The following is a 15,955-nucleotide window of genomic DNA, read 5'->3' on the forward strand; positions in this document are numbered from 1 at the left end:
GGCGCTGTTGAACACAGCGCCGAATGCTTTTCTGGCTCTTGTATAAAACGGCCTTGCCCTTGGGCGACCCGTAACAGCCTTATCGCCAGAAGCATGCAGTCAACGATATTCAGGATGTAAATTTGAACACAGCGTTAATTGCCACCCGCACCTCGTGCGCGGCCCCTGGGATGGCGAGTTTCGGCAACGAAACCAGCGTGGGTAAACCGTGAGCGTTTCTTTGAGCCGTCTCGAGCGTCAGCTCGGTTATTCCTTCAAGGACCAGGAGCTGATGCTGCTGGCCCTCACTCACCGCAGCTTTGCCGGGCGCAACAACGAACGCCTGGAGTTTCTCGGTGACGCCATTCTCAACTTCGTTGCCGGCGAGGCGCTGTTCGAGCGCTTTCCCCAGGCCCGCGAAGGCCAGCTGTCGCGTTTGCGCGCGCGTCTGGTAAAAGGTGAAACACTGGCGGTGCTGGCCCGTGGTTTCGACCTGGGCGAGTACCTGCGCCTGGGCTCCGGCGAATTGAAGAGCGGCGGTTTCCGTCGTGAGTCGATCCTTGCCGATGCCCTGGAGGCCCTGATTGGTGCGATCTACCTGGACGCCGGCATGGAGACTGCCCGTGACCGCGTGCTGTCCTGGCTGGCCTCGGAGTTCGAGAGCCTGACCCTGGTGGACACCAACAAGGACCCCAAGACCCGGCTGCAGGAGTTCCTCCAGTCCCGCGCCTGCGAATTGCCACGTTACGAAGTGGTGGATATCCAGGGCGAACCGCATTGCCGGACATTCTTCGTTGAATGTGAAGTCACCTTATTGAATGAAAAAAGCCGAGGTCAGGGTGTGAGCCGCCGTATTGCCGAACAGGTAGCGGCCGCCGCAGCACTGATTGCCCTGGGCGTGGAGAATGGCCATGACTGATTCAACTGCAACACGCTGTGGCTATGTCGCCATCGTCGGCCGCCCCAACGTGGGCAAGTCGACGCTGCTCAACCACATCCTCGGCCAGAAGCTGGCGATCACCTCGCGCAAGCCCCAGACCACTCGTCACAACATGCTCGGGATCAAGACCGAAGGCGCCATCCAGGCGGTCTACGTCGATACCCCCGGTATGCACAAGAGCAACGAGAAGGCGCTGAACCGCTACATGAACAAGACCGCTTCGGCGGCGTTGAAAGACGTCGACGTGGTGATCTTCGTGGTCGATCGCACCAAGTGGACCGACGAAGACCAACTGGTGCTGGAGCGTGTGCAGTACGTGCAGGGCCCGGTAATCCTGGCGATCAACAAGACCGATCGCATCGAGGACAAGGCCGAGCTGATGCCGCACCTGACCTGGCTGCAGGAGCAACTGCCGAACGCCGAGATCGTGCCGGTCTCCGCCCAGCAGGGGCACAACCTCGAAGCCCTGGAAGGCCTGATCGCCAAGCACCTGCCGGAGAACGACCACTTCTTCCCGGAAGACCAGATCACCGACCGCAGCAGCCGCTTCCTCGCCGCTGAACTGGTACGGGAAAAGATCATGCGCCAGCTCGGTGCCGAGCTGCCCTACCAGATCACCGTGGAAATCGAAGAGTTCAAGCAGCAGGGCAAGACCCTGCATATCCATGCCTTGATCCTCGTCGAGCGCGACGGCCAGAAGAAAATCATCATTGGCGACAAGGGTGAGCGGATCAAGCGCATCGGCATGGAGGCGCGCAAGGACATGGAGCTGCTGTTCGATTCCAAGGTCATGCTCAACCTCTGGGTCAAGGTCAAGGGCGGCTGGTCCGACGACGAACGCGCCCTGCGCTCGCTGGGCTACGGCGACCTCTGATGCGCTTCGCCGGCAAGCCGGCTCCTGCACCTTCCTGTAGGAGCCGGCTTGCCGGCGAGCAGCTGCAACCCCTTCTCCGGACCCGGTTCCCTCTCTTCCCCTGAGATCCCCCGCAACCATGTCCAGCAACGCCCCAGTCGGCCAACTCGCCTACGTCCTGCACAGCCGCGCCTACCGCGAAAGCAGTGCCCTGGTGGATTTTCTTACCCCCCAAGGTCGCCTGCGAGCGGTGCTGCGCAATGCCCGGGGCAAGGCCGGGACCCTGGCGCGGCCCTTCGTGCCCCTGGAGGTCGAGTTTCGCGGCCGTGGCGAACTGAAGAACGTCGGGCGCATGGAAAGTGCCGGCATTGCCGCCTGGCTCAATGGCGAGGCGTTGTTCAGCGGCCTCTATCTGAACGAGCTGTTGATTCGCCTGCTGCCGGCGGAAGATCCCCATCCCGCGGTATTCGACCACTACGCTGCCACGCTGCTGGCCCTGGCCGAAGGCCGTCCCCTGGAGCCTCTGCTGCGGGCCTTCGAGTGGCGCCTGCTGGATGACCTGGGCTACGGCTTTGCCCTGGACAGCGACATCCATGGCGCGCCCATTGCTGCCGACGGCCTGTACCGCTTACAGGTGGATGCCGGGCTGGAGCAGGTGTTCCTGCTGCAGCCGGGGTTGTTCAACGGCACCGAGTTGCTGGCCATGGCCGATGCCGACTGGAGCGCTCCCGGCGCGCTGTCGGCGGCCAAGCGCCTGATGCGCCAGGCCCTGGCGGTGCACCTGGGCGGCCGGCCCCTGGTCAGTCGCGAGTTGTTTCGCAAGCCTTAGTCTCCCCGTATGCTGTGCGCCGAATCTTCATTTATTCAGGAGCGCTTCCGTGACCACCAGCAATCGCATTCTTCTTGGCGTGAACATCGACCACGTTGCCACCCTGCGCCAGGCACGGGGCACCCGTTACCCGGACCCGGTCAAGGCAGCGCTGGACGCGGAAGAGGCGGGCGCCGACGGCATCACCGTGCACCTGCGCGAAGATCGCCGGCATATCCAGGAGCGCGACGTGCTGCTGCTCAAGGATGTGCTGCAGACCCGCATGAACTTCGAAATGGGCGTCACCGAAGAGATGATGGCTTTTGCCGAGCGTATCCGTCCGGCACACATCTGCCTGGTGCCGGAAACCCGCCAGGAGCTCACCACCGAAGGCGGCCTGGATGTGGCGGGGCAGGAGGCGCGGATCAAGGCGGCGGTAGAGCGGCTGTCGAAAATCGGTTCCGAAGTGTCCCTTTTCATCGACGCCGACGATCGCCAGATCGAGGCCTCCAAGCGGGTCGGCGCGCCGGCCATCGAGTTGCACACCGGGCGTTATGCCGATGCCCAGACGCCCAGTGAAGTGGCCGAGGAGCTGCAGCGTATCGTCGACGGCGTTGCTGTTGGCCTGGCCCAGGGGCTGATCGTCAACGCCGGCCATGGCTTGCATTACCACAACGTCGAGGCGGTGGCGGCGATCAAGGGCATCAACGAGCTGAACATCGGCCATGCCCTGGTGGCACACGCTCTGTTTGTCGGTTTCAAAGGTGCGGTGGCTGAGATGAAGGCCTTGATCCTGGCGGCTGCGGCCAAGGCCTGAATCGCCTTCGCCGGCCAGCCGGCTCCTGCACAACCTGCGTAGGAGCCGGCTGGCCGGCGAATGCTTTTAAAGCGGCGGATTCTCTTCCGGCGGCTTGGTCTTGTTGACCCCGGGTACGTGCAGGTTGCCTTCGGCAACCTGGTCGCCTTCCAGCTGCGGCTGGGTCACCCAGGTGAGAATGTCGTAGTAGCGACGGATGTTGGCGACGAAATGCACGGGCTCGCCGCCCCGGGCATAGCCGTAGCGGGTCTTGCTGTACCACTGCTTCTGCGACAGGCGCGGCAGCATCTTCTTCACATCCAGCCACTTGTTCGGGTTCAGGCCCTCTTTCTCGGCCAGCTTGCGCGCATCGTCCAGGTGGCCGGTGCCGACGTTATAGGCGGCCAGGGCGAACCAGGTGCGGTCCGGTTCCTCGATCTTGTCGTCCAGCTGTTCCTTGATATAGGCCAGGTACTTGGCCCCGCCGCTGATGCTCTGCTTGGGGTCCAGGCGGTTGGAAACGCCCATGGCCTGGGCCGTGTTCTGGGTCAGCATCATCAGCCCGCGCACCCCGGTCTTGGAGGTGACCTCGGCCTGCCACATCGATTCCTGATAGCCCACCGCCGCCAGCAGGCGCCAGTCGAGCTTTTCCTGCTTGGCCGACGCCTTGAAGTGCTTCTCGTACTTGGGCAGGCGTTGCTGCAGGTGCTGGGCAAAGGTGTAGGCGCCGACATAGCCGAGCACGTCCACATGGCCGTAGTAGCGGTCCTTCAGGCGTTGCAGGGTGCCGTTCTTCTCGACCTTGTCGAGGAAACTGTTGATCTCGTTGAGCAGGCTGTTGTCGTCGCCTGCGGCCACGGCCCAGCTCTGGCTGCGGGCGTCGCCCAGGTCAAAGGCCACTCGCACATTGGGGAAGTAGACCTGGTTCATCGCCAGTTCGTTGGAGTCCACCAGGGTCAGGTCGATCTGCCCTTCGTCCACCATGCGCAGCAGGTCCACCACTTCCACGGCGTCCGACTCTTCGTATTCGATGCCGGGGTACTTGAGCTTGAGTTCCGCCAGTTGTTCGGCGTGGGTGCTGCCCTTGAGCACCATGATGTGCTTGCCCACCAGGTCTTGCGCGGTGGTGGGGCGGGAACGGCCATTGCGATAGATGACCTGGGGCGTGACTTCCAGATAGGGGTGGGAGAACCGCACCTGCTGCTTGCGCTGCTCGCTGCTCACCAGGCCGGCGGCGGCCAGTACCGGGCCCTTGGGCTGGCCCAGCTGGTCGAATAGGTCGTCGAGGTTGTCGGCGGTCTCGATCTTGAGCTCCACCCCCAGATCGTCGGCAAAGCGTTTCACCAGCTCGTATTCGAAGCCGGTTTCACCGTTGCGATCCTGAAAGTAGGTGGCAGGGCTGTTACGGGTGACCACCCGCAGCACACCATCCTCCTTTACGCGCTCGAGCGTGCTGGGTTTCTCAACACAGGCGCCGAGCATCAGGAAGAGTCCGGTAACGATGAGCCACTTGGCGCAGCGCGGACGTAAAGCCATAGGGGAAAACATTGGCGCAGTATACGCAAAGGATAACGGCCGCCATATCTCGACAGCGAAGGGCTTGTCTGCTAGCGATGGTCGAGCCGGGCTGAAGGCCTCAGGAATGGGGCCTGGGCGCTGAATGTGACGTTTAAAATAACCACCGGCAATGACCCTGATGAGGCTTTGTTATAGGGGGCTGGCCCCGGGCCGACGTCCGGAGGCGCCCGGGGGTTGCGTTTCGAGTGCCGATGCCAGCGGTTTACGTTAGAATGCACGGCCTCAAAGCACACCCCCTTCCCGAGGCTGTCCCGAAGATGTTGATCCTGCGCGGCGCTCCTGCCCTTTCTGCCTTTCGCCACAGCAAACTCCTTGAGCAACTGAGCCAGAAAGTACCGGCTGTCAGTGGCTTGTATGCTGAATTCGCTCACTTCGCCGAAGTCACCGGCGTCCTGACCGGCGACGAACAGCAGGTGCTTGCGCGCCTTCTGAAGTACGGCCCCAGCGTTCCGGTACAAGAGCCGACCGGCCGTCTGTTCCTGGTCCTGCCACGTTTCGGCACCATTTCGCCGTGGTCGAGCAAGGCCAGCGACATCGCCCGCAACTGTGGCTTGGCGAAGATCCAGCGCCTGGAGCGCGGCATCGCCTTCTATGTGGCTGGTGAGTTCAGCGAGGCCGAGGCCCAACTGATTGCCGACGCCCTGCACGACCGCATGACCCAGATCGTGGTGGCCAACCTGGAACAGGCCGCCGGCCTGTTCAGCCACGCCGAACCCAAGCCGCTGACCGCCATCGACATCCTCGGCGGTGGCCGGGCTGCGCTGGAGCAGGCCAATAGCGAGCTGGGCCTGGCCCTGGCCGAAGACGAAATCGATTACCTGATGAACGCCTTCCAGGGCCTCAAGCGTAATCCCCACGACATCGAACTGATGATGTTCGCCCAGGCCAACTCCGAGCACTGCCGCCACAAGATCTTCAACGCCAGTTGGGATATCGACGGCCAGAGCCAGGAAAAAAGCCTGTTCGGCATGATCAAGAACACCTATCAGATGCACAACGAAGGTGTGCTCTCCGCCTATAAGGACAACGCTGCGGTCATCGTCGGTTCGGTTGCCGGGCGTTTCTATCCGAACCCTGAGACCCGCCAGTACGGTGCGGTGCAGGAGCCGGTGCACATCCTGATGAAGGTCGAGACCCACAACCACCCGACCGCCATCGCGCCGTTCCCGGGGGCCTCCACCGGTTCCGGCGGCGAAATCCGCGACGAAGGCGCCACCGGGCGCGGCGCCAAGCCCAAGGCCGGCCTCACCGGTTTCACCGTGTCCAACCTGCAGATCCCGGGCTTCGAACAGCCGTGGGAAGTGCCGTACGGCAAGCCAGAGCGCATCGTCACCGCCCTCGACATCATGATCGAAGGCCCACTGGGCGGCGCGGCGTTCAACAACGAATTCGGCCGTCCGGCCCTGACCGGTTATTTCCGCACCTTCGAGCAATCCATTACCACGCCTCGTGGCGATGAAGTTCGCGGTTACCACAAGCCGATCATGCTGGCAGGCGGCATGGGCAACATCCGTGACGAGCACGTGCAGAAAGGCGAGATCACCGTCGGCTCCAAGCTGATCGTGCTCGGCGGCCCGGCGATGCTCATCGGCCTGGGCGGCGGCGCCGCTTCCTCCATGGCCACCGGCACCAGCTCGGCGGACCTGGATTTCGCTTCGGTACAGCGTGAAAACCCTGAGATGGAACGCCGTTGCCAGGAAGTCATCGACCGTTGCTGGCAACTGGGGGATAACAACCCCATCAGCTTCATCCACGACGTGGGCGCCGGTGGCCTGTCCAACGCCTTCCCGGAACTGGTCAACGATGGCGGCCGTGGCGGTCGCTTCGAACTGCGCAACATCCCCAACGACGAGCCGGGCATGGCCCCGCACGAAATCTGGTCCAACGAATCCCAGGAGCGTTATGTCCTGGCGGTAGGCGCTGCGGATTTCGAACGTTTCAAGGCCATCTGCGAGCGTGAGCGCTGCCCGTTCGCGGTGGTCGGCGAAGCCACTGCCGAACCACAGTTGACCGTGACCGACAGCCACTTCGGCAACAGCCCGGTGGACATGCCGCTGGAAGTGCTGCTGGGCAAGGCCCCGCGCATGCACCGTTCGGCCGTACGGGAAAACGAGTTGGGTGACGATTTCGATCCAAGCACCCTGGATATCGCCGAGAGCATCGAGCGCGTCCTGCACCACCCGGCCGTGGCCAGCAAGAGCTTCCTGATCACCATCGGCGACCGCACCATCACCGGCCTCGTGGCCCGCGACCAGATGGTCGGCCCATGGCAGGTGCCGGTGGCCGACGTGGCCGTGACCGCCACCAGCTTCGACGTCTACACCGGTGAGGCCATGGCCATGGGCGAGCGCACGCCGCTGGCCCTGCTGGATGCCCCGGCGTCCGGCCGCATGGCGATCGGCGAGACCCTGACCAACATCGCGGCCTCGCGCATCAACAAGATCAGCGACATCAAGCTCTCCGCCAACTGGATGTCCGCAGCCGGCCACCCGGGCGAAGACGCGCGCCTGTACGACACCGTCAAGGCAGTGGGCATGGAGCTGTGCCCAGAGCTGGGCATCACCATCCCGGTGGGCAAGGACTCCATGTCCATGGCCACCCGCTGGAACGAAGAGGGCGTGGACAAGAGCGTCACCTCGCCGCTGTCGCTGATCGTCACTGGCTTCGCACCCGTAGCGGACATTCGCCAGACCCTGACCCCGCAACTGCGCATGGACAAGGGCACCACCGACCTGATCCTGATCGACCTCGGTCGCGGGCAGAACCGCATGGGCGCCTCGATCCTCGCCCAGACCCACGGCAAGCTCGGCAGCCAGGCACCGGACGTGGATGATGCGGAAGACCTCAAGGCCTTCTTCGCGGTGATCCAGGGCCTCAACGCCGACGGTCACCTGCTGGCCTACCACGACCGTTCCGATGGCGGCCTGCTGGTCAGCGCCGTGGAAATGGCCTTCGCCGGCCATTGCGGCCTGAACCTGAGCCTCGACGCCGTGGCGGAAAACACCGCCGAAATCGCCGCCATCCTGTTCAACGAAGAGCTGGGTGCGGTGATCCAGGTGCGCCAGGACGCTACTCCGGACGTGCTGGCCCAGTTCAGCGCCGCCGGCCTGGGCGATTGCGTGGCCGTGATCGGCCAGCCGATCAACAACGGTGAAGTGAGCATCTCCTACAACGGCGAAAGCGTGTTCACCGGCCAGCGCCGCCTGCTGCAGCGTCAGTGGGCTGAGACCAGCTACCAGATCCAGCGCCTGCGGGACAACGCCGACTGCGCCGAGCAGGAATTCGACGTGGTACTGGAAGAAGACAACCCGGGCCTGAGCGTCAAGCTGGGCTTCGACGTCAACCAGGACATCGCCGCGCCTTACATCAAGAAAGGCGTGCGTCCACAGGTGGCGGTACTGCGTGAGCAGGGCGTCAACGGCCAGGTGGAAATGGCAGCGGCCTTTGACCGCGCCGGCTTCAACGCCATCGACGTGCACATGAGCGATATCCTCGCCGGTCGCGTCGACCTCAACGACTTCAAGGGCATGGTTGCCTGCGGCGGCTTCTCCTACGGCGACGTACTGGGCGCCGGTGAAGGCTGGGCCAAGTCGGCGCTGTTCAACAGCCGCGCCCGCGACGCCTTCCAGGGCTTCTTCGAACGTACCGACAGCTTCACCCTGGGTGTGTGCAACGGTTGCCAGATGATGTCCAACCTGCACGAGCTGATCCCGGGCAGCGAGTTCTGGCCGCACTTCGTGCGCAACCGCTCCGAGCAGTTCGAAGCCCGGGTGGCCATGGTCCAGGTGCAGGAGTCGAACTCGATCTTCCTGCAGGGCATGGCCGGTTCGCGGATGCCGATCGCCATCGCCCACGGTGAAGGCCATGCGGAGTTCGAAAGCGAAGAGGCATTGCTGGAAGCCGACCTGTCCGGTTGCGTGGCCCTGCGTTTCGTCGACAACCACGGCAAGGTCACCGAGCGCTACCCGGCCAACCCCAACGGTTCGCCGCGCGGGATCACCGGCCTCACCAGCCGTGACGGCCGCGTCACCATCATGATGCCGCACCCTGAGCGGGTGTTCCGAGCCGTGCAGAACTCCTGGCGCCCGGATGAGTGGAACGAAGATGGGGCGTGGATGCGCATGTTCCGTAACGCTCGGGTCTGGGTGAACTGAGGCTGATGTACAAGCTCAGCTTCTTCGTGCCCCCCAGCCATGTGGAGTCGGTCAAGAGCGCTGTGTTCGTCGCGGGCGGCGGACGCATCGGCGCCTATGACCAGTGCGCCTGGCAGGTGCTCGGCCAGGGCCAGTTTCGCCCGTTGGACGGCAGCCAGCCGTTTCTCGGGCAGACCGGCCAGGTGGAGCGAGTGGAGGAGTGGAAGGTCGAGTTGGTGGTGGCCGACGAACTGATTCGCGACGTGGTACTGGCCCTCAAGCAGAGCCATCCCTACGAAACGCCGGCTTATGAAGTCTGGCGCCTCGAAGCGTTCTGAGGTTATCCACAGACACAAAGCCCGCTGAACCGGCAACGGTCAGCGGGCTTTTTTGTGGGCCTTCGCCGGCCAGCCGGCTCTTACAGGAGCCTTGTAGGAGCCGGCTGGCCGGCGAAAGTGCCTTCAAGCACCTGCGCCGACCTCTCGGTGCAGCAAGCCCGCCAGCGCCACCTGCAAGCCCCCGGCCTTTTCGCCAATCAGCACGTGCCAGACGTCCCCCTCCATGCGCCGCATGCCCTGGCAGCCCAGCCCCTTGAGCGCCGGCTCCGACAGGCTGCGGCTATTGTTCACTCGCACTCGCAACCGGGTCAGCGCCACACAGTCCATCTGCAGCAGGTTGTCCCGACCGCCCAGGGCGTTGAGCCACTGCTGGGCTTCGTGGATGGAAATGTCGACCTGCGGGGGTTCTTCAACAGGCGCCTGTGCCACCGCAGCCCTGGCCGAAACGGGTGACGCCAGGCGGATCTCGTCGGCGATGCTGTCTGCCAGCGGCCCCACCACCACCTGCAAGCTGCCGCCCTTGCCGGGGCGCACCACGGCCATGGCGCCCAGGGCCTTGAGCTCGCTGTCCGAAGCCAGGTTGCGGTCTGCCAGCTCCAGGCGCAGGCGCGTGGTGCAGGCACCAACGGTAAGCAGGTTGCCGGCGCCACCCAGGGCCTTGATGTAGGCCGCGGCGCGCTGGTCGACGCTCAGTTCAGTCTTCTCACTGGAGGGGCTGTCTTCACGGCCCGGGGTCTTGAGGTTGAAGCGACGGATGCAGAAATCGAACACCAGGTAGTACACCACCGCGTACAGCAGGCCCACCGGAAACACCTTCCAGCCGTTGGTGGAGCGGCCCCAGCCCAGGGCCATGTCGATGGCGCCGCCGGAAAAGGTAAAGCCCAGGTGGATGTTCAGCAGGTTGGTCAGGGCCATGGCCAGCCCGGTGAGCAGGGCATGCACCAGGTACAGCAGGGGGGCAAGGAACATGAAGGCGAATTCGATCGGCTCGGTGACCCCGGTCAGGAAGGATGTCAGGGCCATGGACAGGAAGATCCCGCCCATTACCTTGCGCCGTTCCGGCGGTGTGTTGCGGTACATCGCCAGGCAGGCGGCGGGCAGGCCGAACAGCATCATCGGGAACATCCCGGTCATGAACTGGCCGCCCTTGGGGTCGCCGGCAAAGTAGCGGGTCAGGTCGCCGGTGACCACGGCGCCGGTGCTCGGGTCGGTGAAGCTGCCGAAGATGAACCAGGCCATGTTGTTGAGGATGTGGTGCAGGCCGGTGACGATCAGCAGCCGGTTGAACACGCCGAAGACGAAGGCGCCGAAGCTGCCGCTCTCCAGCAGCAACTGGCCGAAGCTGTTGATGCCGTGCTGGATCGGCGGCCAGATCAGGCCGAACACCACCCCCAGGCCCACGGCGGTGAAACCGGTGGCGATGGGCACGAAGCGCCGGCCGCCGAAGAACGCCAGGTACTCCGGCAGCTTGATGTCCTTGAAGCGGTTGTACAGCGCGCCGGCCATCAGCCCGCTGATGATCCCGGCGAGCATGCCCATGTTGATGCTGGCGTCCAGCACCTTGAGGGTCGAGATCATCACCAGGTAGCCAATGGCCCCGGCCAGCCCGGCGGTGCCATTGTTGTCCTTGGCAAAGCCGACGGCGATACCGATGGCGAAGATCAGCGCCAGGTTGCCGAAGATCGACTGCCCGGCATCGTGGATGATCGCGATGTTCAGCAGGTCGGTGTCGCCCAGGCGCAGCAGCAGACCGGCGATGGGCAAGATGGCGATGGGCAGCATCAGCGCCCGGCCGAGGCGTTGCAGGCCCTCGATGAAATACTGGTACATGGCGTCTCTCCTGGAATTCTTGTTATGAGTGCAGAGGCCAAAGCCGTTCGCAGGCCTGACGGACTGCGGCGGCACCGGGCAGGTTGAGCAGCGGCTGGCTGAGCTGGCGGCACTGGCTGGCGTCCAGCTGGCGCACCCGGTCCTTGATCTCGCCCACCTGTGGCGGGCTGACCGACAGCTCGCTGACGCCCAGGCCGATGAGTACGGGTGTGGCCAGGGGATCGGAGGCCAGGGCGCCACAGACCCCGACCCAGCGACCATGGCGCTGGGCGCCGGCGCAGGTCTGGGCGATCAGCCGCAGCAGGGCGGGGTGCAGGGCGTCGACCCGTGCCGCCAGCCCGGCGTGGTCACGGTCCATGGCCAGGGTGTACTGGGACAGGTCGTTGGTGCCGATGGACAGGAAGTCGGCGTGTTCGGCCAGTTGCTCGGCCATCAGGGCGGCGGCGGGGACTTCGATCATGACCCCCAGTTCCGGGCGCTGGCTCAGGCCCAGTTCGGCAGCGAACAGGTCCAGGCGCTGGCGAATGTGCAGCAGCTCGGCGACTTCGGTGACCATCGGCAGCATCACCCGGCAGCGTTGCACGGGGCTGACCTGGAGCAGCGCCCGCAGTTGTTGGTCCAGCAGTTCGGGGCGCGCCTGGGCCAGGCGGATGCCGCGCAGCCCAAGTACCGGGTTGGCTTCCACCGACAGGGGCAGGTAATCCAGCTGTTTGTCGCCGCCGACGTCGATGGTGCGAATGATCACCGGCTTGTCGCCCATGGCGTTGAGCACTGCCTGATAGGCCTGGCGCTGTTCTTCTTGATCGGGGGCGGTCTGGCGGTCAACGAAGAGAAACTCGGTGCGCAGCAGGCCGACGCCGTCGGCGCCACCCTGGTGGGCGTCCCGGGCTTCCTCGCTGGACGCCACATTGGCCGCCACCTCGATCTGCTGGCCGTCCTGGGTCAGGGCGGGCTCATGGGCTTTTTGCTGTTGCAGCGCATGGCGCTGGCGCTGGGTTTCACCGGCCTGTTGCACCTGTGCGATGCGCTGCGGGTCGGGCTCCAGTTCCAGGCGCCCGCCGTTGGCATCCAGCACCACCTGGCGGCCACTGTCGATGCGCAGCACTTGCGGGCCCAGGGCCACCAGGCAAGGCAGGCCCTTGCCCCGGGCGAGGATCGCCACGTGGGAAGTGGCACCGCCGGCGGCCATGCACAGCCCGGCCACGCCCTGGGCGCTGAGTTGCAGAAGGTCGGAAGGGGTCAACTCCTCGGCGGCAACGATCGCCCCGGCTGGCAGGTCGTAGTGCCAGGCTTCCCCCAGCAGGGCGCGCAGAACGCGCTGCTGCAGGTCCCGCAGGTCGTTGGCGCGTTCAGCCAGCAGCGTACTGCCCAGTTGCTGCAGGATCTGGCATTGCTCGGTAATCGCCGCGCTCCAGGCATGGGTGGCGGCGCGGCCCTGGGCAATGGAGGCTTCGGCGGCGTCCAGCAGGGTCGGGTCTTCGAGCAGCGCCAGGTGGGCGCTGAAGATGTCCTGTTCCTGCTGGTCGCGGCGTTGCCGGGCCTGCTCCAGGGTGTGGCGGATTTCCCCGCGCACCTGGTTCAGTGCGGTGCTCAATGCTTGCCGTTGAGGCTCGGGTGCATGCTGGCCATGATCCTCCGCCAAGACCATGGCGTTAAGCCGCACCAGGGGTCCGCACACCAGGCCCGGCGCGGCGCAGACGCCCGGCAGCACGCCGTCTTCCACGGGGCCTTGGGCGGCCGGGGCCGGTACCGGGGTTTCGCCATGGGCATCTGCGGCCATCGCGGTGCCGAGGGTCTGCAGCACCGCCTGCAGGGCATCCTGGCAATCGTCGCCCTGGCAACTGACCAGCACTTCTTCCTGTTCACCGATGCCCAGGCTCATCAGGGCGATCAGGCTGGTGCAGGGGGCGCTCTTGTCCTTGAAGATCAACTGCGAATGGCTGTTGAAGCTCAGGGCGGTCTGGCGCACCAGGGCGGCGGGGCGGGCATGCAGGCCGCCGCGATGGGCGACCTTGATCCGGGCGCTGGCCTGCTGCCCGGATTGCTCTTGCGCCAGCGGCTGCGGGCCAGCGTTGGCGCGCCGGCTGATGTGCAGTAATGGCTCGCCCACCTGGACTGTCGACAGGGTCAGCGGGCGCAGGTCGAAACCCTCGCCATTGGTCAGGATCAGCAGGCTGATCAGGCTTCGGCAATGCTGTGCCACGTGGTCCAGATCAACCCGCAGCAAGGGCTGGCCGGCACGCACCTGCTGGCCTTCCTTCACCAGCAGGGCAAACCCCTCGCCCTGCAGTTCGACAGTGTCCAGGCCCAGGTGCAGCAGCAGTTCGGCCCCATTGGCGGCGCGCAGGGTGATTGCGTGCCCGGTACGTGCGACCTGGATCACCTGGCCGGCGCAGGGCGCATGCAGGGTGTCGTTGAGGGGATCGATGGCGATGCCGTCGCCCATGGCACCGCTGGCGAACACCGGGTCGGGCACGCTGCGTAGTGCTAGCACTGGCCCGCTTAACGGGGCACCGAGCGTCAGTTCGTTATTGTTGTTGTGCATGGCGCAGTACTCGTTGGCGATGGGGCTTAGTGAGTGCGGGTCACTTTGCTCAGGTGGCGCGGTTGGTCGGGGTCCATGCTGCGGGCTTGGGCGAGGCCGGCGGCCATGACGTAGAAACTCTGGATCGCCAGGATCGGGTCGAGTGCCGGGTGTTCGGCACGACTCAGGGTCAGGTCCCGCTCACCGATGTCGTCCGGAGCGGCCAGCAGCACCTTGGCGCCGCGCTGGCGCATGTCGGCGGCCAGGCTCAGCAGGCCGCCCTGCTCGGCGCCGCGGGGGGCGAACACCAGCAGCGGATAGTCGTGGTCGATCAGCGCCATGGGGCCGTGGCGGACTTCGGCACTGCTGAAGGCTTCGGCCTGGATAGCTGAGGTTTCCTTGAGCTTGAGCGCGGCTTCCTGGGCAATGGCGAATCCCGCCCCGCGGCCGATTACCATCAGGCGCTGGCAATCGCGCAGCGCATTGACGGCCAGGCTCCAATCCTGGGTCGCGGCCTGGCGCAGGCCTTCGGGCAGGGCCAGGCCGGCTTCGAGCAAGCGTCCGTCATCATTCCAGTGGCCGATCAGTCGCGCGCTGGCACTGAGGGTGGCAATAAAGCTCTTGGTGGCGGCCACGCTCTGCTCGGCGCCGGCGTGCAACGGCAGGAAGAATTCGCTGGCCGCTTCCAGCGGGCTGTTTTCCGCGTTAACCATGGCCACGCTGAGGGCCCCGCGCTTGCGCAGCAGGCGCACGCTGTTTACCAGGTCCGGGCTTTGCCCCGATTGCGAAAAGGCGAACACCGCCTGGCCGCTGACCCGCAGGGGCGCCTGCTGCATGGTCACCACCGACATCGGCAGCGAGGCCACGGGAATACCCACTTGCTGCATGGTCAGGTAGGCGAAGTAGCTGGCGGCGTGGTCGGAGCTGCCCCGGGCCACGGTCATTGCCACTTGTGGCGGCTGGCGGCGCAGGCGGCCGGCGACCTCGAGCAGCGCCGGGTCCAGGTGCTGCAACTGGTTGCTCGCGGCCAGGTGCGAGGACAGCGCCTCTTCAAGCATTTTTGAAGTCAATGTCTTCTCCTTCGACCATGACGGCGGTCAGTGTGAGTGCACGGTCAAGGCGCACGCTGTCGGCCCAGCTGCCAGGCTGCAGGCGGCCGCGTTCAGGGATGCCGAGGTAGTCGGCGGGAAATTGCGACAGGCGCTGCGAGGCTTCGGCCAGGGGCAGGCCGATCTTCACCAGATTGCGCAGGGCCTGGTCCATGGTCAGGGTGCTGCCGGCCAGCGTGCCGTCGGCCAGGCGCACACCACCCAGGCACTTGGTCACGGTGTGGCTGCCCAGCTTGTATTCACCGTCGGGCATGCCGGCAGCTGCGGTGGAGTCGGTAACGCAGTACAGGCATGGGATCGAGCGCAGGGCCACGCGCATGGCGCCGGGATGCACGTGCAGCAGGTCCGGGATCAGCTCGGCGTACTGGGCGTGGGCCAGGGCCGCGCCGACGATCCCCGGCTCGCGGTGATGCAGCGGGCTCATGGCGTTGTACAGGTGGGTGAAACTGGTGGCGCCAGCGGCGAGGGCCGCCACGCCTTCCTCGTAGCTGCCCAGGGTGTGGCCGATCTGCATGCGCACGCCGCGGGCGCTGAGTTCGCGGATCAGGCCGTCGTGGCCGGCGACTTCCGGGGCGATGGTGATCACGCGGATCGGCGCCAGCGCCAGGTACTGCTCCACTTCCGCCAGCAGTGCGGTGTGGGCGAAGTTGGGCTGGGCGCCAAGTTTGCCGGGGTTGATGTAGGGGCCTTCCAGGTGCACGCCGAGCACTCGGGCGCAGCCCTGGGGGCGCTGTTCGGCATAGCTGCCCAGTTGCTCCAGGACCTGGCGGATTTCCTCGCTGGGGGCCGTCATGGTGGTGGCCAGCAACGAGGTGGTGCCGAAGCGCACATGGGTGCGGGTGATGGTCTGGAAGGCATCGCGGCCTTGCATGATGTCCTTGCCGCCGCCGCCGTGCACATGCAGGTCGATAAAGCCGGGCAGCAGGTAGGGCAGGTCGTTGTCCGCCGGATTGCAGGGGCTGCCTTCGATGGCGATCACCTTGCCGTCCTGATGCAGCAGACGGCCGCGGACCCAGCCTTGGGGCGTGAGGATATTGTCTTCGGACATGGCGTTTCTCTGGCTCCGG

Annotated in this window: 11 protein-coding genes; 6 read left to right on the top strand and 5 right to left on the bottom strand. The window is 65.3% G+C overall.

The annotated features are described in order from the left end of the window. Positions 1-208: 208 nt before the first annotated feature. The 4 genes from rnc (at position 209) to pdxJ (ending at position 3,397) form a co-directional block, all read left to right on the top strand. Positions 209-898, top strand: a complete 690-nt coding sequence (gene rnc, locus KI242_RS05655) for a ribonuclease III (RefSeq protein ID WP_011059421.1) — start codon at positions 209-211, stop codon at positions 896-898. Beyond that, complete coding sequence (gene era / locus KI242_RS05660) at positions 891-1,793, top strand: GTPase Era (protein WP_041116115.1); 903 nt, start codon at positions 891-893, stop codon at positions 1,791-1,793. The genes rnc and era overlap by 8 nt, the downstream gene beginning before the upstream one ends. 118 nt (positions 1,794-1,911) lie before the next feature. Further along, positions 1,912-2,601 (top strand): DNA repair protein RecO, encoded by a 690-nt coding sequence (gene recO, locus KI242_RS05665; RefSeq protein WP_011059423.1) that lies wholly within the window; start codon positions 1,912-1,914, stop codon positions 2,599-2,601. 49 nt (positions 2,602-2,650) lie between these two features. Then, positions 2,651-3,397 (top strand): pyridoxine 5'-phosphate synthase, encoded by a 747-nt coding sequence (gene pdxJ / locus KI242_RS05670; protein WP_123430104.1) that lies wholly within the window; start codon positions 2,651-2,653, stop codon positions 3,395-3,397. A gap of 66 nt (positions 3,398-3,463) precedes the next feature. Here the strand turns inward: pdxJ and mltF are convergent, their stop codons facing one another. Beyond that, a complete protein-coding gene (gene mltF / locus KI242_RS05675) occupies positions 3,464-4,924 on the bottom strand; it encodes a membrane-bound lytic murein transglycosylase MltF (RefSeq protein ID WP_011059425.1) in 1,461 nt (486 codons plus the stop codon). A gap of 287 nt (positions 4,925-5,211) precedes the next feature. Between mltF and purL the strand changes: the two genes are divergently transcribed. Continuing rightward, complete coding sequence (purL, locus tag KI242_RS05680; protein ID WP_011059426.1) at positions 5,212-9,108, top strand: phosphoribosylformylglycinamidine synthase; 3,897 nt, start codon at positions 5,212-5,214, stop codon at positions 9,106-9,108. Positions 9,109-9,113: 5 nt separating this feature from the next. Further along, positions 9,114-9,425: a YqfO family protein gene (locus KI242_RS05685; RefSeq protein WP_053149171.1), complete on the top strand. Its 312-nt coding sequence runs from the start codon at positions 9,114-9,116 to the stop codon at positions 9,423-9,425. Positions 9,426-9,548: 123 nt separating this feature from the next. On the opposite strand, the gene nagE is transcribed toward KI242_RS05685, so the two are convergent. From nagE to nagA, 4 genes are read right to left on the bottom strand one after another with little or no spacing between them, the layout of a single operon-like run. Next, positions 9,549-11,255, bottom strand: coding sequence for an N-acetylglucosamine-specific PTS transporter subunit IIBC (gene nagE, locus KI242_RS05690; RefSeq protein ID WP_212805982.1), 1,707 nt, complete (start codon positions 11,253-11,255; stop codon positions 9,549-9,551). A 22-nt stretch (positions 11,256-11,277) separates the two neighbouring features. Further along, positions 11,278-13,800 (bottom strand): phosphoenolpyruvate--protein phosphotransferase, encoded by a 2,523-nt coding sequence (gene ptsP / locus KI242_RS05695; protein ID WP_212805983.1) that lies wholly within the window; start codon positions 13,798-13,800, stop codon positions 11,278-11,280. A gap of 26 nt (positions 13,801-13,826) precedes the next feature. Further along, positions 13,827-14,849: an SIS domain-containing protein gene (locus KI242_RS05700; RefSeq protein ID WP_011059430.1), complete on the bottom strand. Its 1,023-nt coding sequence runs from the start codon at positions 14,847-14,849 to the stop codon at positions 13,827-13,829. Continuing rightward, positions 14,830-15,936, bottom strand: a complete 1,107-nt coding sequence (nagA, locus tag KI242_RS05705) for an N-acetylglucosamine-6-phosphate deacetylase (RefSeq protein WP_019094765.1) — start codon at positions 15,934-15,936, stop codon at positions 14,830-14,832. Before nagA ends, KI242_RS05700 begins: the two co-directional genes overlap by 20 nt. Between the last annotated feature and the right edge of the window lie 19 nt (positions 15,937-15,955).

It is taken from the genome of Pseudomonas sp. Eqa60 (assembly GCF_018326405.1).
Classification (GTDB): Bacteria; Pseudomonadota; Gammaproteobacteria; order Pseudomonadales; family Pseudomonadaceae; genus Aquipseudomonas; species Aquipseudomonas protegens.